The 17,971-nt window shown below is 60.9% G+C and carries 18 protein-coding genes; all 18 read right to left on the bottom strand.

Features of this window, described 5'->3' with window-relative positions; translation table 11 throughout:
• Window positions 1-5: 5 nt before the first annotated feature.
• Window positions 6-452, bottom strand: a complete 447-nt coding sequence (locus RIN56_07630) for a tripartite tricarboxylate transporter TctB family protein (protein ID MDR7866679.1) — start codon at window positions 450-452, stop codon at window positions 6-8.
• 18 nt (window positions 453-470) lie between these two features.
• The gene (locus RIN56_07625; protein ID MDR7866678.1) at window positions 471-1,496 is read right to left on the bottom strand and encodes a Gfo/Idh/MocA family oxidoreductase; all 1,026 of its coding nucleotides are present in this window, start codon (window positions 1,494-1,496) and stop codon (window positions 471-473) included.
• Window positions 1,497-1,507: 11 nt separating this feature from the next.
• A complete protein-coding gene (locus tag RIN56_07620) occupies window positions 1,508-2,617 on the bottom strand; it encodes a M24 family metallopeptidase (protein MDR7866677.1) in 1,110 nt (369 codons plus the stop codon).
• A gap of 67 nt (window positions 2,618-2,684) precedes the next feature.
• Window positions 2,685-3,680, bottom strand: a complete 996-nt coding sequence (locus tag RIN56_07615; GenBank protein MDR7866676.1) for a tripartite tricarboxylate transporter substrate binding protein — start codon at window positions 3,678-3,680, stop codon at window positions 2,685-2,687.
• Between the two features lie 116 nt (window positions 3,681-3,796).
• Window positions 3,797-5,050 (bottom strand): hypothetical protein, encoded by a 1,254-nt coding sequence (locus tag RIN56_07610; protein ID MDR7866675.1) that lies wholly within the window; start codon window positions 5,048-5,050, stop codon window positions 3,797-3,799.
• A gap of 255 nt (window positions 5,051-5,305) precedes the next feature.
• Window positions 5,306-6,724, bottom strand: a complete 1,419-nt coding sequence (locus RIN56_07605; GenBank protein ID MDR7866674.1) for an NADH-quinone oxidoreductase subunit N — start codon at window positions 6,722-6,724, stop codon at window positions 5,306-5,308.
• A complete protein-coding gene (locus RIN56_07600) occupies window positions 6,724-8,256 on the bottom strand; it encodes an NADH-quinone oxidoreductase subunit M (GenBank protein ID MDR7866673.1) in 1,533 nt (510 codons plus the stop codon). Before RIN56_07600 ends, RIN56_07605 begins: the two co-directional genes overlap by 1 nt.
• Window positions 8,253-10,181, bottom strand: a complete 1,929-nt coding sequence (nuoL, locus tag RIN56_07595) for an NADH-quinone oxidoreductase subunit L (protein ID MDR7866672.1) — start codon at window positions 10,179-10,181, stop codon at window positions 8,253-8,255. Before nuoL ends, RIN56_07600 begins: the two co-directional genes overlap by 4 nt.
• Window positions 10,182-10,194: 13 nt before the next feature.
• Window positions 10,195-10,509 carry an NADH-quinone oxidoreductase subunit NuoK gene (nuoK, locus tag RIN56_07590; protein ID MDR7866671.1) on the bottom strand — a complete coding sequence of 105 codons (315 nt, stop codon included), beginning with the start codon at window positions 10,507-10,509 and terminating at the stop codon, window positions 10,195-10,197.
• Window positions 10,490-11,011: an NADH-quinone oxidoreductase subunit J gene (locus RIN56_07585; protein MDR7866670.1), complete on the bottom strand. Its 522-nt coding sequence runs from the start codon at window positions 11,009-11,011 to the stop codon at window positions 10,490-10,492. Before RIN56_07585 ends, nuoK begins: the two co-directional genes overlap by 20 nt.
• Window positions 11,004-11,408: an NADH-quinone oxidoreductase subunit I gene (locus RIN56_07580; protein ID MDR7866669.1), complete on the bottom strand. Its 405-nt coding sequence runs from the start codon at window positions 11,406-11,408 to the stop codon at window positions 11,004-11,006. The genes RIN56_07585 and RIN56_07580 overlap by 8 nt, the downstream gene beginning before the upstream one ends.
• A 3-nt stretch (window positions 11,409-11,411) precedes the next feature.
• Window positions 11,412-12,362, bottom strand: coding sequence for an NADH-quinone oxidoreductase subunit NuoH (gene nuoH, locus RIN56_07575; protein ID MDR7866668.1), 951 nt, complete (start codon window positions 12,360-12,362; stop codon window positions 11,412-11,414).
• A gap of 127 nt (window positions 12,363-12,489) precedes the next feature.
• The gene (locus RIN56_07570) at window positions 12,490-13,590 is read right to left on the bottom strand and encodes an NADH-quinone oxidoreductase subunit D (protein ID MDR7866667.1); all 1,101 of its coding nucleotides are present in this window, start codon (window positions 13,588-13,590) and stop codon (window positions 12,490-12,492) included.
• 4 nt (window positions 13,591-13,594) lie between these two features.
• Window positions 13,595-14,065, bottom strand: coding sequence for an NADH-quinone oxidoreductase subunit C (locus tag RIN56_07565; GenBank protein ID MDR7866666.1), 471 nt, complete (start codon window positions 14,063-14,065; stop codon window positions 13,595-13,597).
• Entirely contained in the window at window positions 14,055-14,576 is a 522-nt protein-coding gene (locus tag RIN56_07560; protein ID MDR7866665.1) for an NADH-quinone oxidoreductase subunit B family protein, read from the bottom strand. The genes RIN56_07565 and RIN56_07560 overlap by 11 nt, the downstream gene beginning before the upstream one ends.
• Window positions 14,573-14,929 (bottom strand): NADH-quinone oxidoreductase subunit A, encoded by a 357-nt coding sequence (locus RIN56_07555; GenBank protein MDR7866664.1) that lies wholly within the window; start codon window positions 14,927-14,929, stop codon window positions 14,573-14,575. Before RIN56_07555 ends, RIN56_07560 begins: the two co-directional genes overlap by 4 nt.
• A gap of 177 nt (window positions 14,930-15,106) precedes the next feature.
• A complete protein-coding gene (locus tag RIN56_07550) occupies window positions 15,107-16,021 on the bottom strand; it encodes a 2-dehydropantoate 2-reductase (protein ID MDR7866663.1) in 915 nt (304 codons plus the stop codon).
• A 171-nt stretch (window positions 16,022-16,192) separates the two neighbouring features.
• Window positions 16,193-17,824, bottom strand: a complete 1,632-nt coding sequence (locus RIN56_07545) for a glutamate synthase-related protein (protein ID MDR7866662.1) — start codon at window positions 17,822-17,824, stop codon at window positions 16,193-16,195.
• Window positions 17,825-17,971: the final 147 nt, after the last annotated feature.

Genomic DNA, 17,971 nt, shown 5'->3' with positions numbered 1-17,971 from the left:
CCTCCTCAGATCAGCAGTCCGTGCGGCAGCGACAGATGCAGCAGGACGGCGAAAACAACGTAAACCGCTACCGTGCCGATTGCCGCCACCAGCCCCACCTTTTTCCACCGCTCCTGGTCGACGCCTCTGAGCCAGGCGGTGAACAGGAAGAAGGTGGCGGTTGCGAAGCCCAGGAAATCGAGCGCCTGCGTATAAAGCAGAATGATAACCACCGCGACGGCGGGACGCCGGAAACGGCCGGCCGCCATCGACGGCTGGGGCCCAGCGTCCGCCTCGCGGTTGGCTGCGTAATAAACGACGGCTACAATGGCCAGCAGCACCGCCAGCCAAAAAGGAAAGAAACCCGCCCCCGGAGCGTCGAAACTGCCGAAGCCGATATCGACCGCCTTAGCGGCTGCGCCCGCAGCAATAACAAAGAAGGCCAGGGCCGCTCTTCGCTGCCACTTTTTCATATTGCCTCCCGATGATCCTTATGTCAGCGTTATTTTCCGCCCCTCGCGGGACGACTCGTATATACCCAGCACGATCTGCAGCGACTTGATGCCCTCTTCGCCCGTCACCAGCGGGTCGCGGCCCTGTCCGACGGCTGTGACGATATCCTCCATCTGGGCGCGGTGATTGACGTCGGATATGGCCGGCGAATTAGTCGCCCCGTAGGACACCTTTTCGGCGTCCAGGTAGTCCTCCGCCCGGCAGTCCTCGACCTGCCACTCGGTAACGAGGCCGCCTGTCATCGTTAAAGAACCTTTCGTGCCGTGAATCTCGATCCGCTCCTTGTAGCCGGGGGTGACGGCTGTCGTCCCTTCGATCACCCCGAGAGCGCCGCCGAGGAATTCCACCGCCGCGACCCCCAGGTCCTCGGTCTCGATCTTGTGAATGGACGTCCGGGTCATCCCGCTGACGCTTTTTACTCCGCCCATGAACCACTGCAACAGATCGATAGTATGGATGGCCTGGTTTATCAGCGCCCCGCCGCCCTCCACGCTCCACGTACCGCGCCAGGCGTTGCTGGCGTAGTACTGGGGCGAACGGTACCACTTCACATACGCGTCGCCGAGGATTAGGTCGCCCAGCAGCCCGGCGTCGAGCGCCGCTTTCACCCGCTGGGCCGCCGGCGTGAAACGGTTCTGGAAAATCACCGCCAGCGTGAGCTTCGCCGCCCGGTATGTCTCGATAAGCTTGCGGGCCTTGGCCACGCTGATATCCATCGGTTTTTCGAGTATCAGGTGTTTGCCGGCGGCGGCGGCCTGGAGGCCAAAATCCACATGCATGCCCGGCGGCAGGCAGATGCTGACGATGTCCGTCTCCTTATCGGCCAGCGCCTCCTCATACGAGTTGAACACCCGCAGGCCGTACTTGGCGGCGAACTCGGCCGTCGCCGCGGGGTTACGGCCGTATACGCCGGAAATGCGGGCCGCCGGTATCGCCTGCAGAGCGGTGACATGCGTGTTGGCCACCATGCCGGGGCCGACTATTGCCACACCTAAACGCGCCATCGTCTCTCCTCCTAATCAATGACAAGCATGCCTGGCCGGACAAAATCCACCCCGTCCACGGTCGACTTTATGCGCGGATAGATCACCGGCCTGGTGATCATCAGCGGGCCGCCGTTTGTCGCGATGAACCCGTCCTCGGTCTTCGTGCCGGTGATCGACGGGTTCCAGCAGAACGCCTGGTTCTCGGCTACGGTCTCCGTCGTCTGGGCGGTCACCTTGTAGTCGCGGCCGTAGTAGCCCATCGAACCGCCCTGGTGATGCAAACGCCACTCGTCCGCGACGCCGAACTCCCGGTAGCCGGCCAGGGCGGCGTTAAACGCGTCAACCGCTGGGGCGCCCGGTTTCGTCGCCGCAATCATACGGCACTCCACCTCGTTGTTGTCGAGGAACTGCTGCACCAGCTTGGCGTCCGGCCTGCCGAAATGGAGCATGCGGGTGACCGTCGTTATCAGCCCTTTGTAGCGGGCGTTGATGCACACCATCACATAGCGTTTGACCATTTTGTCCGTCGCGAGCGGGTGGCGATACTGGAAAATACGCTCATCCGAGGCCACCATTATCGCCGTCGGGTCAATAAGTTCCTTCCAAAGATCTGCTCCCACCCGGCCGGCAACCTCGCACTCCTTGTCGCCCGGACGGATGCCGAGCATAACCTTCTCGATCACCGTCGACAGCTTCTCGCCCAGGAACATGTAACGTTCGATCTCGTTTTCCGTCAACGAATAACGGAGTTTCTTGATCTCGCCGTCGGCGTTTTTGCAGGACGCAAAACCCGTATCGGCAGCCACGGAGCCCAGATCGCCCACGACCTTGCCGACGAGTTCGGCTTCCTTGTCCTCGTCCCACCCGTGTTCAAGCAGTTTGAAGCCCAGGTCTGCCAGTCCCTCCTCGTCCATCATCCGGGCCGCTTCGATCTTGTTGGCGATGCAGTAACGGTCCTCCCTGGTAACAAGCAGGGAGGTAACCCCCATCTCGGTGGCTATCCCGACCATGTTGCGGCCGCCGCCCGTGAACCAGGAAAAATTCGGTTGTTTCTTCAGCAGGACGGCGCTATAGCCTTTCGCCGCCATCAGGGCGGCCAACCGCTGATGTTTGATGTTTACTTCGTCGATTCTGTTCATTTTCGCCCGTCCCTTCAAAAAATTAGGGACCCGAAGGCCCCTCAATCGCAACCCACAAACGGAACGACTATTTGTAACGGTCGCCCAGTTTTGCCTTCTTGATGAGATTCATATATTGCTGATCCTCTGCCTTGAGGAACTTGCCGAAATCCTCGACCCCCAGATACTTCAGATCGACGCTCAGTTCTTCGGCCTTGGCCTTGAATGTGGCGTCTTCCATAGTCTTCTTGAAGATATCGTGCATTTGTTTCACGATTTCCGGGGGGGTATCCTTGGGCGCCAGCACGCCGCGCCACATGGTGAACTTGAAGTCTACGCCCTGCTCCTTGGCGGTGGCCACATTCGGGAATTTTGGCAGGCGTTTTTCGCCGAAGACACCGAGAATGCGTAACTGACCGGCATGGGCCTGGGGAACGCCTTCAGGCGCCGACACCATAACCGCGTCGACATGTTTGCCAAGCACGGCGGTTATCTGCGGCCCGCCGCCCTGGAAGGGCACATGCTTGAACTTGACATCGCCGACAAAGTTTTCAAAGGCCAGGGCCGCCAGGTGGGTCCCGCCGCCCGAGCCGCCGTTGCCCACCGTAACTTCGCCGGGACGCTTCTTGGCATCAGCCAGGAAATCCTTCAGATCCTTATAGGGAGAATCTTTGGGAACCATGATCATGCAGGCATTGTCGGCGATCAGGATCACCGGGGCGAATGTATTGATGTCGAACTTGACCGAGCTCATGTGCATCTTGGAGACCATCGGCGAAGCGGCCGCCACGATACCGTAGCCGTCTCCCTTGTACTTCATCGCCTCGGTGTAGCCGATGGCCGCACCGCCGCCGGGGACGTTCTTCACGATCAGTTGCTGGTTGCCGGCATACTTCGGGAAGACGTTGCCGAGGGCGCGAAACAGCACATCGGTCGCGCCGCCCGCATCCCAGGGGATTATGATTTCCACCGCTTTCGTCGGATACTTGGGCGCCTCGGCCTTCTGCGCGGTCGGGCCGCCGCAGCCGGCAAGCACCAAGGCCGTGACCAACAGGACAGTCAGAATCAAAATCAGTTTGCGCACTACAGTCCCCCTCCTTAGATTAATGGGTTAAGGCGAAACTATATTATTTGATAATTCTGTCAGCATCTTTGAATTTCCTTCCAGCGGAGAAAATATTTGCCTGTCTGCCGTCCCGCTTACAGCGGCGCTTTGCCGATGAACCGCCAGAAGTTGCCGCCCAGCAGACCTTCGGCGTCGCGCTTGAGCTCCGCCTCGTCGAGCTTCCAGCCGGTCGCCAGCAGATCGCTGTACTTATCCACCATTACCTTGCCGATTATCTTCCGCGAATGGTCCCACTTGTAAATCAACTGGTCGAGAACACGCGCATCCGAATGCTGGGGCACGAAACTCAGGCCGAGCAGCTCCATGCGCATGCGGGTGATCTCCTCGATTAGCGACGGATTGTTCAGGAACCACCAGCAGCCAAACACCAGCAGGTTGCGGAATTTGCGCGCCGTCACCGCCAGCTCGTGCTGGTTCTCGCGCGCCAGCATCGTGACGAGGAACTTGTTGTCGGGATACTTCTCGCACAGGTACTCCAGCGACCGGACAGAGCTTTTACCCACCGAATCGCCGGCGACGCCGAGTTTAAGATTGACAAGCTTGTTTACGCCGATCATCATCGCGAACGGTACATCGAGTTCTCGCGACACAGGTATTACGCACTCCTCGATCAGCCGCGAACGTAGCGAATCTTCCGGCACCATGAAGGACGGCGGCAGGGACACCGCCATGTAAAGCGCCTTCATCCGCTGGATCCAGTCGCGCAGGAAGCGTTTGACCTCCTCGACGGTCGTCGCGTCAAGGCGTTTATCAACGTTATAACCCCATTCGCGCAGCAGCAGGTAGGACTGATCATAAGCATTGAGTAACGGGTCGATCCTGAGCGCCGCAAGGAAGCGGGGATCGTCGTAGCCGCCGTTCAGCCATACGGTGCGCTCTTTGGCGTCGAAGGGGTCGTTCGTCATTACGGCCGCTTTGACCCCGGAAATCGCAAAAACCTTGTCAATAAACTGGCCAGGAGTGAACGAGGAGCAAAACTCCCGGAACGAGCCCAGATTGCGCGAACCGACGTCTAGTCCGAGCTTCGCCAGCACCGTGAGAACGCCCCGCTGTCCCTCGCTGACCGGCGAATTCTCGATGAAAAGGTTCCGCCAGATCATTTCGGCCTGCTCCTGCTTGCTCAGCGCAAAATACTGCTCGTACGGCATACCGGTGTAGCGGAAGTTCTCCGCTATCAGGTAATGGTACGTTACGAGCTCGTCCACGCCCCACAGCAGCAGATCGCCAAACCCCTCCGCAAAGATATGGGTATGGAGGTCGGTGATCGGCGCCGCCGCCATCGTCCTCTCGACCGCCTGCGATAAATTTTCCTTCGTAATCATCGCCATAAAAACATCCCTTCTGTTTGAAATCGATAAGCTGCCATTTGCACGGAGGATTCCCCGGCATATTATTCCATATTTATAAATACTACATGTGCCGTCGATTGCCTGCCGGCAATCCCGGGGAGGGAAGAAATTTCATAATATGAAAGCTATTTTCGCAAACTTCGCCCGGTAGCGACTCACGATCTTTCCTATTAAACCAAGAAAGGCCCCCGCCGTCTAGCGGGGGCCTTTTCAGTTCGGAACGGACAGGCGCTGCTACTGGAAAAAGTTCTGGGCAACACGGCTGGCGAGTGCGGCGAGCGGCGTGGGGTATACGCCGCACACCACCGTGAGGACCAGGCTTACCAGCGCCGCCCAGCGGAGCGCTGAGCAGCCGTCCGCCGGGGCCTCGCCGGCCGGTTCGCCGAGGTACATGGCTTTGACGACCAGCAGGTAGTAGTAGACCGACACCATCGACATGACGAAGCCTAGGAGAGCCAGCCAGAACCACCCCTTCTCCAGGACGGCGAGGAAGAGGTAGAGCTTGCCTACGAAGCCGGCCAGCGGTGGTATGCCGGCCATGGAAAGCAGCGCGACCGTCATTGCCGCGGCGAGCAGGGGCGAGCTGCGCGCCAATCCGCGGTAGGCGGCGATATCGTCCGAGCCGGTCTCGTCCCTCACCGCCGCCACGACGGCGAACGCGCCGGCGGAAGCGAAAACGTACAGGGCGGTGTAGAAGATGATCCCCTTTACGCCGTTCGGCCCGGCAGCCACCAGGCCGGTAAGCAGATAACCGGCCTGGGCGATCGACGAGTAGGCCAGCAGCCGTTTGACATTGGTCTGGAGGATGGCGGCCAGGTTGCCGGCCACCATGCTGGCCGCCGCGAGCCAGGCGATTATCAGCGGCCAGTTGTAAGGCGCATCAGCGAAGGCGGTCAGGAATACGCGGGTGATGACCGCGAACGACGCCGCCTTCGACGCCATCGCCAACAAAGCGGTTATCGGCACCGGAGCGCCCTCGTAGACATCGGGCACCCACATCCCGAAAGGCACGGCGGCGATCTTGAAGGCGAAGCCGGCCAGGATGAAGACGATGCCGACGAGAGCGGCCGGCGAGGCCGACAGTCGGGCGGCGATCTCCGGCAGGACAACCGAACCGGTATAGCCGTAAATCAGGCTCATGCCGTAGAGCAGGACGGCGGTCGACGCCGCACCGAGGACAAGGTACTTCACCCCGGCCTCGCTCGATTTGCCGTCGCCGAGGTTGAAGCCGACGAGGATAAAGAAAGTGATCGTCATCAGCTCCATGCCGACGAACAGGGTCACGAGGTCGTTGGCTGACGCCATAACCATCATGCCGGCGAGCGAAAAGAGCATCAACCCGTAGAATTCGCCCGTATAAGGCGCAAACCCGTCGGCGGTGCGCAATGAGAAAAGTATTGTCAGCATATAGGCGGCCAGGAAAATCTGCTTGAAGAAAACGGCGTAATCGTCGACGCGGAACATGCCTCCGTAGAGGCTGGCGTTAAGACCATACTGGGTGAAGGTGTGGGCGAAGATGCCAGCAAGTCCCAACAGGGTCAGGTAGCCGAGCGCGCGGCGCGGCTCACCGGCCGGCATGAGCAGATCGAGCGCGACGACGAAGCAGGCGAGCGCGACGGTCACAATCTCGGTTGTCAGCAAACTGAGGTCCATTACAGCCCACCTCCCATCCGCGCCGCCAGGCCGACGCCGTCGAGGATGGCGGTAAGCGGCTCGACTCCACTGCCGGCCATCTTCATCAGCAGCGCGGGGAAAACACCGAAGACGATGAGGACGATGCCGAGGACGATGATGGGGACGAGGGCCGGTCCGCCGGCGTCGGGCAGGTGATCGAACCTGGTCTGGCGAGGGCCGAAGAGCACGTTGGCCAGCACGCGCAGCGTATAAAGCGCCGTCAGGACGATACCGGCGATGGCCAGCACGCTGAGGACGGGGAAGCGGCCGAAAGCGCCGACGAAGATGGTGAATTCGGGAACGAAGCTGATCAGCCCGGGTAGCCCAAGGGAGGCCATACCCGCCAGCATCAGCCCGGTGGCGGCATACGGCATCTGGTGGGCGAGACCGCCCATCTCATCCATTTTGCGGGTGTGGGTCTGCCCGTACAGGTAGCCGATCAGGGCGAAGAACAGGGCACTCATCACGCCGTGGGCGAACATGTTGGCGACCGCGCCGCTGATGCCGATGACGTTCAGCGCGGCGATGCCGATAAGCACGAAGCCCATGTGGGAAACAGACGAATAACCGACGACATACTTCAGGTCGCGCTGCGAGATGGCGATAAAGGCGGCGTAGAGGACGTTCACCACCCCAAGGGCGGCGATGGCCGGCGCCCAGTACTTGGCGCCCAGCGGCAGGACAACGACGCCGAGGCGGATGAGGCCGTAGCCGCCGATCTTCTTGAGCACACCGGCGTGGATCATCGACACCGCGGTCGGCGCACCGGCGTAGCCGTCCGGCGACCAGCTGTGGAACGGCCACATGGAGATGAGCGAGCCGAACCCCAGCAGAAGGAGAAAGAACACCGGTACCTGGAAGCTCTCGGGCAGATGGCCGAGAGCGGCAGCCGCGGCCAGCCTCTCCATAAGGAAAGTGCGCTCGCCCGGCGGGTAAGCCTGAATGTAGAGAGCCAGCACGCCGACGAGCAGGAAGGCCGAGCCGACGAGCAGGTAAATGGTCAGCTTCATGCCGGCGTACTCCTTGGTCACCCGCTTACTCGAACCCCACAGGATGACGAGGATGTATATCGGTATTACCACAAGCTCGTAGAAGAGCAGGAAGATAAACAGGTCGCGGGTCAGGAAGGTGCCAGCGACGCCGGCGATCAGGATGAGGAGGAGGACGAAGAACTCCTTGTTCCGCTCCTCCGTTCCCCAGGAGGCGAACACGGCTGAGAACCCGATGAGGACGGTGAGGAGAACCATCGGCAGCGACAGGCCGTCGACCCCCATGGCATAGGTCACGCCCAACTCCGGTATCCACGGCACGCTTTCGGTGAACTGCATGCCGCCGCGGGCGAAATCGTAGGCGAAGTAGCAATACAGGGCGAGCGCCAGTGCGGTGCCCATGGCGAAGGCTGCCACATACTTGACCGTCTGGCGGGCTTCGCGAGGCAGGAGGACGATGGCCAGCGCCCCGAGGACGGGAGCTACGAGGATTGTCGTGAGAATGGGAAAACCGGTGCTCACCGTACCTCACCTCCCGACAAAACCGCGGCCTTGACCGGCGCCGGCCCGGCAGCTGCCATCCAGATGGCCAGCAGGAAAATGGCGGCAAAGAATATTAGCGCATAGTGCTGGACTTGGCCGGTCTGCATGCGGCGCAGGCGGTCGCCTCCCGCCTCGGCCAGCCAGCCGCAGCCATTGACTATGCCGTCTATCACCCGGACGTCGAACCAGGCCAGGAAACGGCCCAGGCTGTCGACGACGGTGCGGTCGAACCACAGGTACAGTTCGTCGACATAGAACTTACGGAAACTGAGGGTGTAGAGCGGCCCCAGCCTGGCGGCCACCGCGTCCGGCGACCAGCGGCCGGCGCCGTAGAGCAGCCAGGCCGCACCGATGGCCAGCACGGACAGCGCCGTCGAGGTGCCGGCGATCGCCCAGTCGATGCCCGCGTGATGGGGCGGCCCGAAACGGACCCAGTCCCCGAAGTGGAAAAAATAGCCGGCGGCCCCGCTCGTAACGGCGAGAGTGGCCAGCACGCCGAGCGCTATGCGCATCGACCACGGGCCCTCGTGGGGGTGCTCATGCGCCTCATCCCAGCGCGGCCGGCCGTAGAACACCGCAAAAAACATCCGCGCCATGTAAAACGCGGTCATAGCGGCCGTGACCGTCGCCAGTGCGAACAGCGGCAGGCTCACGCCCGCGGCTGCGGCAAGAATCTCGTCCTTGGAGAAAAAGCCGGCGAACGGCGGGATGCCTGCGATAGCCAGCACGCCGATGCCCATCGCCGCCCAAGTCAGCGGCATGTGCTTTTTGAGGCCGCCGAGCGCGAAGATGTCAGCCCGGTCGTGCAGGGCGTGCAGTACCGAGCCGGCTGCGAGGAACATCAGCGCCTTGAAGAATGCATGGGTCATGAGATGGAACATCGAGGCGGTCAGGCTGCCTACGCCGAGGGCCAGCATCATATAGCCGAGCTGACTGACAGTCGAATAAGCGAGGATGCGCTTGATCTCGCGCTGTGTAAGGGCGATGGCGGCGGCAAAGAAGGCGGTGAAGCCGCCCACCCAGGCCACGACTGCCAACGCGGCGGGCAGGGTGTGGAAAAGAAGATAGGCGCGGGCCACCAGGTACACCCCGGCCACGACCATCGTCGCCGCATGGATAAGCGCCGAAACGGGCGTGGGGCCTTCCATGGCGTCGGGCAGCCATACGTGGAGAGGGAACTGTCCCGATTTGCCCACCGGACCGAGAAATATCAGCAGGGCGACGACCGTCAGGGCTGCATCGCCATACTCTTTCACGTACTTGGGGATTAGCGTGTCGAGGCTGGTGAAATCGAGGGTGCCGAGTATTATTTGCAGCGCCACGATGCCGAGCAGGAGGCCGAAATCGCCTACCCTGGTGGTGATGAACGCTTTCTTGGCCGCCTCACGGGCCGATATCTTATAGAAATAGTAACCGATCAGCAGGTAGGAACTCAGCCCCACCAGCTCCCAGAAAACGAACATCTGCAGGAAGTTCACGGCTACGACCAGTCCGAGCATCGACGCCCCGAACAGCGACAGGAAGGCGAAGAACCGCGGAAAGCCGCCGTCGCCGTGCATATAGCCGAGAGAGTATATCTCGACGAGCAGGGCCACCAGCGTCACGACGACGATCATCAGCGACGACAGGGGATCGACGAGCACGCCCATGTCGATGTGGAGACCGGGCAATTCGAACCAGGTAGCCTTGAGAACGAAAGGATTCTCGCGGGTGAAGCCGGCCATAATGGCTTTGGCCGCCACCCCCAGCGACAGCAGGAATGACGCGGTCATGGCGGCGATGGCGATAGCGGCGCTGAAGAAGTTGCTGGCCCTGAAAACGGCCATGATGACGAGGAAAGCGGCCGCCGGCAGAACGGGGATAAGCCACGACAGCTGGAGCGCGGTATCGAATATGTTCATCATTGCCTCCCCTCCCTTACCACTTCATCCAGTCCATCTCTTCGGTGCTGGTGGTGGCGCGGTCACGGTAAATGCTGAAAATCAGGGCCAGGCCGACGGCGACCTCGGCGGCGGCGACCGTTATCGTGAAAACGGCGAACAACTGGCCGACGAACGCTTCGGGGGTTATGAACCGCGAGAAGGCCACCATATTAAGGTTAACGGCGTTGAGCATCAGCTCAATCGACATGAGGATGGCCACAAGATTACGTTTGGTGAGCAGACCGTAAACGCCGAGGCAGAACAACAGGGCGGCGACGGCCAGGTAGTGCTCAAGTCCGATGGCTGCCACGGTTCTCCCCTCCTCTCGCCAGGATGATGGCGCCTATCATCGCCGCCAGCAGCAGGACAGCCGCCGCCTCGAAGGCGATGGCGAAATCGCCGAGCAGCAGGCCGGCGATAGCGGCTGCCGTTTCCCCCGGCGCCGGTTGCGCCACGACCGGCCATTTTGTCGTCAGCACGGCGGTCAGCATACCGGCGGCAAGAAGAACGACGACGACCAGAATGCCGCGGCCCATGCGGTTGGGCGGGTTGCTGTTCTTCATGTCTCCCTTTTGAGTAAGCATAACGCCGATGACGACGATGACGGCGACTGCGCCGTTATAGACAAGCAGCTGGACGGCGGCCAGGAAGTCGGCGGCCAGCAGGATATAAAGCCCGGCCACACCGATAAATGTGACGGCGAGCAGAAGGGCGCTATGGACAAGGTTGCGTTTGAACACCACCCCGGCGGCAGCGGCCAGAACGACGGCCGCCAGCAGGTAGAACGCGGCGACGGTTACCCAGCTAGCCAACCGTATCCCCCCTTTGGCCCGCGGCCAGGCAGTCTATGCTCAGGCCCTCGCGCCGGTAGCAGGCCGCCTCGTAATCCTGCGACCAGGACAGAGCCTGCACCGGGCAGGCTTCGAGGCACAGGTTGCAGAACAGGCACAGGCCGGCGTGGAAATGGTAGGCGGTGAGGCGCTTCTTCTTGTCCTCGCCCGTTTCCGTGGCCAGGTCAATGACTGCGTTCGGGCAGGCCATGGCGCACAGGCCGCAGGCGATGCAGCGGCCGCTGTCAAGGACGAGGCTGCCGCCGCGGAAGCGAGGCGTCATCGGGATCTTATGCTCGGGATATTCAACCGTATTGGGGCGATCGAAGAACCGCCTGAGCGTTATCGACATCCCCTTGACGAGTCCTTTGCCGATCATTCTTTACCCCCTCCACTGCTGCGCGATAAAGATTCCGATCCCTGTGACGACGACGTTGACCAGGGCGAGGGGCAGCAGACCCTTCCAGCCGAAGGACATCAGCTGGTCCACCCGGATGCGCGGGAAGGTCCAGCGGAACCACATGAAAATATAGATCATCATTACCACCTTGGCGGTGAACCACAGCCAGCCGGGCAGCCAGGGGCCCTGCCAGCCGCCGAGGAACACCGTCGCCGCGATAGCCGACACGGCTACGAGGTTGGCGTACTCGGCGAGAAAGAACAGCGACCAGCGCATCCCGCTGTACTCGGTAAACGGACCGGCAATTATTTCCGACTCGGCCTCTACGAGGTCGAACGGTGTGCGGTTGGTCTCGGCGGTCGCGGCGATTACATACACCAGGAATGCTGCCGGCTGGATGAGAATAAACCAAAAATCCCGCTGCGCGCCGACAATATCGCTCATCTTCATCGAACCTGTCAGCATCACCACGCCGAGCAGGGAAAAAACGAGCGGGATCTCATAGCTTATCATCTGGGCGACGGTACGCATCCCGCCCAGCAGGGCGTATTTGTTGTTCGAAGCCCAGCCCGCCATCAGAAAGGGCAGCGTGGCCTGCGAAGAGATGGCGACAAAGTAGAAGATGCCGATGTTGAGGTCGGCGAAAACCAGCCCGGCGTCAAGCGGCAGCACGGCGTAGGCGGCAACGGCCGGCACGAACAGCAGCACGGGGGCCAGCGCCCACACGCGGCGCTCGGCGGCCCGGGGCATTATATCCTCTTTGGAAAGGAGCTTGAGCATGTCGGCGGTCGTCTGCAGGATGCCCCACGGCCCGACGCGGTTGGGACCGATCCTCATCTGCATAAAGGCGCTGACCTTGCGCTCCGCGTAAACAAGCACAATCGCCGACGTCATTATCACCGCGAAGATCGCGCCGATCTGCGCGGCGATCATGGCGAGATCGGCCAGCCAGGCCGGTCCGCCGATCAGTTGCTCCAATAAAGGCCGCATCCCCAACACCTCCTCTGCAGTGACGCCCTGTATAGTCCGGCGGACACCGGCGGCGAAAATGCATCCTCCACTAGCAATCCACCTCCCCCATCACCGGGTCGAGCGTCGCCAGGGCGGCGACGACATCGGCGATTTTGCCGCCGCGGCACAGTTCATCGACAGCCAGGAGGTTCTGGAACGAAGGGCGCCGCACGTGGAACCGGTACGGCTTAGTCGACCCGTCGCTGACAATGTAAAACCCCAGCTCGCCACGGGGATTCTCCACACGGTGGTAGACCTCGCCGGGCGGCGGCTTGAGAATCTTCGGCACCTTGGCCATAACCGGACCGTCGGGCAAAGCGCCCAGAGCCTGGGCGACGATCGACGCGCTCTCCTCCATCTCCTCCATGCGGACGATGTAGCGGTCCCAGTTGTCGCCCTTTTCGCCCACCGGCACCTTGAAGCTGAATCGGTCGTAAATGCCGTACGGCTCGTCGCGGCGCAGATCGACGTCAACGCCGGCGGCCCGCAGGCACGGTCCGGTGAGGCCGAGGGCCAGCGCCCGTTCGCGCCCGACGACCGAACTGTCCTTGAGTCGGTAGTAGAATATCTCGTTGCCGGAAATCAGTCCGTGGTACTCGTCCATGATTGCCGGGAAATCGGCCAGGAAAGTGCGGGCGCCGCCCAGAAACGCTTCATCCACATCGGCCATCACGCCGCCGATGCGGATGTAATTGAAGGTCATGCGGGCACCGCAGGCTGCATCGAAAAGGTCGAGGATGCGCTCCCGGTCGCGGAAGGCGTACATCATCCCGGTAGTGCCGCCAAGGTCGATGGCGATCGAGGCTAGGAAGATCAGATGACTGGCGATGCGGCCTAATTCGGCCATGATGACGCGCAGGTATTCGGCCCTTTCCGGCACCTCGATCGTGGCCAGCTTCTCCACCGCCTGGCAGTAACCGAGGTTGGTATTCATGGCGGCCAGGTAGTCCAGGCGATCGGTATAGGGGATGATCTGGGCATAGGTGCGGCTCTCGGCCAACTTTTCGATGCCGCGGTGGAGATAGCCCAGCTCCGGGGTGGCGCTCACCACCGTCTCGCCGTCTAGCTCGAGGATGACGCGGAGGACGCCGTGGGTGCCGGGATGCTGGGGCCCCATATTGAGGGTATAGACTTCAGTGCGGGTGGTCATGGCGTCACCTCGTCGCCGGCCGCGGCGGCAGGCTGTAGTCTTTGCGAAGGGGATGCCCCTCGAAGCCTTCAGGCAGGAGGATGCGGGTCAGATTTGGATGGCCGGTGAACGTCACCCCAAGAAGATCATAGGTTTCGCGTTCGGCAAACTCGGCCGCCGGCCATAAGCCGGTAACCGTGGGCAGAGCGGCGGCGCCCTTCGCCACGCTGGTCTTGACCGCCAGCTTATGCCCGCAGGCGGCGGAATAGAGATGATAGACAACCTCCAGCCGGTCGGGATAGTCCACGGCGGTGAGATCGCCGAGGGTGTCCATTGAAAAGGGCTCTTCGTGGCGCAGAGTCTTGAGGACAGCGTAAATCTCCTCCGGCGGCGCAGTCACGACCGTCAATCCGTCCCCGGCCCGGTCGGCAGCCGCGAGGCTCGGAAACAGACCCACCAGGTAGCGGACAAGGACCGGCTCGATATTAACGGCCATAACGGACCACCCCCCGTGTAAGCTGCGGTTTGGCGATCTTCGCCTTGAGCTGGAGGATGCCGTCGATGAGGGCCTCGGGGCGCGGGGGACAACCGGGCACGTACACATCAACGGGGATGACGTAATCCACCCCAGGAACGACGGAGTAGGAATCGGCGAACGGTCCGCCTGTGCTGGCGCAGCTGCCCATGGCGATCACCCATTTAGGTTCCGGCATCTGCTCGTAGAGGCGCTTGAGGACCGGCGCCATCTTCCAGGTCAGCGTGCCGGCGGTTATGAGCAGGTCGGCCTGGCGGGGCGACGGTCTGAATACCTCGTAGCCGAACCGGGCCAGGTCGAAACGCCCCGCGGCGGCGCTCATCATCTCGATGGCGCAACACGCGAGGCCGCTGGTCAGCGGCCATAAAGAATTGGAACGTGCCCAACCCAGAACGGTCTCGAGCGATGTGAGGATGAAATTCTCGCGGAGGAGTTCCCGGGCGGCGGTCTCCTCAGCGGTTCGCAGCGTCATTGCCATTCGAGCGCTCCTTTCCGCCAGGCGTACCAAAGACCGAGCACGAGAATGGCCACGAAAATCAGCATCTCCACAAATGCGAACGTCCCCATCACCTGGAACTTGACCGCCCACGGATAAAGGAAGACGGTTTCGATGTCGAACACGACGAACACGAGGGCGTAGAGGAAATAGCTGCTCTTGAACTGCACCCACGTCTTGCCGATGGTATCGACGCCGCATTCGTAGGTCGAGAGCTTCTCGGCGGTCGGCTTTTTTGTCTGGATGTAAGCGGAAACGAACAGCGGGATGAAGGGGAAAATCAGCGCGACCGCCATCAGCAAGGCGATGGCGCCGTAATCCTGCAGCATAAATACCCTCCTTCTTCACCTGTGGTTTTTTTATATTGTACAGCGCCGGACGGCCGGGGGTGTAATTCTAATTCTCGGGGGTGGAATAAGGAAACGTTATAGGTTTTGTGAATATTCGCACACATTACACAAAAATAAACGGCCGCCAGTTTTCCGGGGGCCGTCTGTAACCCATATTCAGTAGTTCTTTTCGATTGTTTTCACAAGCTCGATCAGCGTCTCGTTGGTCGGTGTCGGGATGCCGAACCGCTGGCCGAGCTTAATGACCTCGCCGTTGAGGGCGGCGATCTCGGTCGGCCGCTTGTGGAGGATGTCCTGCAGCATCGAAGTACGGTTGTCGCGGGTGGAACGCATTAGGCCAAGCAGGTGTTCCAGCGGATTGTCGTACGGCAGCCGGATGTCCTGGACTTTCGCCACCGCCTCCACCTCGGCCAGCACCTTCTTCAGCACCGCCACCGAATCTTCGCATTCCGCCAGTTGTCCGTTGGTGAGGCCGGTGATCGCCGATACCGGGTTGAGAGCTGCGTTGAGGGCCAGTTTGCCCCACAGCAGTTGAGGAAGATTACTCGCAACGGTCGTATACAGACCCGACCGGGAAAACGTGGCGGCGATTTCGTACACGTCGCGGCTGGCATGACCGTCGAGCTTGCCGATATGGGTCGCGCCCTTGCCGCCGTCGCGCACCCTGCCGGGGCCGAGCATCATCGCTCCCATCGCCGTCGTGCCCACGATCACCCGCTGCGCCCCCAGCACCTCGGCCAGCTTTTCCGCGTTGCCGAGCCCGTTCTGCAGCGTCAGCACCATCGTATCCGGCCCCACGAGGCCTGCTGCGGCGTTGGCCGCCTGGCGGGTGGCATTAGCCTTGACCATGATAATGACAAGGTCGACTACGCCAATATCCTCGGGCCTGGTAGTCGCCGGCAGCCGCAGCACAATGGTGCCCTCCGGCGAGACGATCATCAGCCCGTCATCGTTAACCGCCCTGACATGTTCCTCCCATGAATCCAGCAGCCAAACCTGCTCGCCGCCCTGGGCCAGCCGCCCCCCGTACAGGCTTCCCATAGCCCCGGCGCCGACAATGGCGATTTTCACGGCCTTCCCCTCCCCTTCCTCGTTTGGCCACCAAGTTCGGCCATTTTTCAGAAAAATCCTCCCGTCCTTCCATACAGCTTTCTTATGAGGCTGAAGCAAGCGGCGATAAAATAACAGGCGGCAGCACCTCATTAGGTGCTGCCGCCTGTTGTAAGCACGCAATAAATATCCCTACCCTTGCAGGATCTTGTACGCGCGATCGTCTAGGGCATCGGTGATAAACGGAATCTTAGTCTCCCGCTGAGTCTCCCTGTTGCCGGAAACGATATCGCCGCGGTCGATCTCAACGGTCGAAAACTTGCGCGCACCGGCCATGAGCTGCTGAAGACCGGCGTTAAGTTTATCGGCGCAGGTCCACATCGCGATTGCCCCATAGGGGATATCCTTCATCGCGTCTTTGCCGACTTTCCGCTGCACATCCTGATAGCCGGCGAAAATCTCCTGCGGAGAAGACCCGCAATCACCTAAGCTTGCCGGCAAGGACTCCCAGTTGCCATTCAGGGCAACGCGGCGTTCCGGGTTCAACGCCCCCTCGATATTGGCCCCCAGGAATCCGGGGATCATTAGCGTCCTGCCCATGCAGATAAGCTTGACAAACGGCGCGCCCAGCGCCAGCGCCTTGAACATATGGTCTTCGCGAGCCAGCCCGCCGCCGAAGGCCATATCCACCACCTTGTGCCCGGCCTTGGCGAGCACGGTCGCGTACTCGTAAGCTTTGGAGTGCAGCAGGATCGACGGCACACCCCAGGTTTCCATCATATTCCACGGGCTCATTCCCGTCCCGCCGCCGGAACCGTCGATTGTCAGCAAGTCCAGTTTTGCGTCGGACGCGAACTTGATCGCCATCGCCAGGGCTTCCATGCCGTACGAGCCGGTCTTGAGCGAAATCCTCTTGTAGCCGATATCGCGCAGATACTGGACGTTTGCCATAAAATCTTCCCTGACCTGGTCGGCTGACGACAAATTGGTGTAGCCGAGCCGGCTGTGGCGTGCGAACGACTTGATGGCCCCGAACTTATACGCCTCCCGGACCTCAGGCAGCGTCGGATCGGGATCGACGATATAACCCCTGTTTTTCAGGAAGGTCGCATACTCAAGATCCTTCACCTGGATTTCGCCGCCGATATCCTTGGCGCCCTGGCCCCACTTAAGCTCGATCACCACTTTGTCGCCGTACTTGTCAATAACGTACTTGGCGACGCCGTTGCGGGCGTCCTCCACGTTCATTTGGACGATGATCGCCCCGTAGCCGTCGAAGTAACGCAGATAGCAGTCGATGCGGCGGTCGAGCTCCGGCGCCTTCGTTATCTTACCGTTCTCCATGACCGATTTCTTGTCGACGCCGACAACGTTCTCGCCGATGACAATCGGGATGCCGACGAGGGCCGCGCCGATCGCGAACGACTCCCAGTACTTCGCGGCGATAAATGTCGACCCCAGTGCCCCAGTCATCAGCGGCATCCGGCACTTGGTTTTGACCTCATGCCCAAATTCGCACTCGGTGCTGACGTTGGGGAAAATGCAGTCGTCCTGGGAATTAGACAGCCCCGGGGGCAACCCCTGGGCACCGAAGTTATAACCCTGAATCCTGAGTGTGCCGTACGACACTCCAAGGTGAGTGGTGTTGCCGCTGCCGGCGGTCACCGCGCCGAAATCCCGCGGATAAAGCATCTTCCGCCCGCGGATGCTCGACAGCCAGGTTTCGCACTTTCCCTGGCAATCGGCCCGGCACAGCGAGCACAGCCCCGATTCTAAGCGATTACCCCTGTTGACTGTCCCCAGAACATCGTTAATCTTATCCATAAGTCCACCTCTCAAAGCAAAAAAATGTAACTATTGTATAATATACAGATATTTTATTCCCTTGTCTACGAACACAGAAAATGTTTTTTGTATACATTTTCCTAATAAGGGATCATTTCACATAACGAAACAAAAATAAGACGGCCG

It is taken from the genome of Sporomusaceae bacterium (assembly GCA_031460455.1).
Lineage (GTDB): Bacteria > Bacillota > Negativicutes > Sporomusales > UBA7701 > Anaeroselena.
This window is presented reverse-complemented; position numbering and strand designations above follow the sequence as displayed.

Bases quoted from the DNA above. Each gene is read 5' to 3' on its own strand.
- RIN56_07630 (MDR7866679.1), bottom strand. From the start codon at position 452: ATGAAAAAGTGGCAGCGAAGAGCGGCCCTGGCCTTCTTTGTTATTGCT.
- RIN56_07625 (MDR7866678.1), bottom strand. From the start codon at position 1,496: ATGGCGCGTTTAGGTGTGGCAATAGTCGGCCCCGGCATGGTGGCCAAC.
- RIN56_07620 (MDR7866677.1), bottom strand. From the start codon at position 2,617: ATGAACAGAATCGACGAAGTAAACATCAAACATCAGCGGTTGGCCGCC.
- RIN56_07610 (MDR7866675.1), bottom strand. From the start codon at position 5,050: ATGGCGATGATTACGAAGGAAAATTTATCGCAGGCGGTCGAGAGGACG.
- RIN56_07605 (MDR7866674.1), bottom strand. From the start codon at position 6,724: ATGGACCTCAGTTTGCTGACAACCGAGATTGTGACCGTCGCGCTCGCC.
- nuoL (MDR7866672.1), bottom strand. From the start codon at position 10,181: ATGATGAACATATTCGATACCGCGCTCCAGCTGTCGTGGCTTATCCCC.
- RIN56_07580 (MDR7866669.1), bottom strand. From the start codon at position 11,408: ATGATCGGCAAAGGACTCGTCAAGGGGATGTCGATAACGCTCAGGCGG.
- nuoH (MDR7866668.1), bottom strand. From the start codon at position 12,362: ATGATCGCCGCGCAGATCGGCGCGATCTTCGCGGTGATAATGACGTCG.
- RIN56_07570 (MDR7866667.1), bottom strand. From the start codon at position 13,590: ATGACCACCCGCACTGAAGTCTATACCCTCAATATGGGGCCCCAGCAT.
- RIN56_07565 (MDR7866666.1), bottom strand. From the start codon at position 14,065: ATGGCCGTTAATATCGAGCCGGTCCTTGTCCGCTACCTGGTGGGTCTG.
- RIN56_07560 (MDR7866665.1), bottom strand. From the start codon at position 14,576: ATGACGCTGCGAACCGCTGAGGAGACCGCCGCCCGGGAACTCCTCCGC.
- RIN56_07555 (MDR7866664.1), bottom strand. From the start codon at position 14,929: ATGCTGCAGGATTACGGCGCCATCGCCTTGCTGATGGCGGTCGCGCTG.
- RIN56_07545 (MDR7866662.1), bottom strand. From the start codon at position 17,824: ATGGATAAGATTAACGATGTTCTGGGGACAGTCAACAGGGGTAATCGC.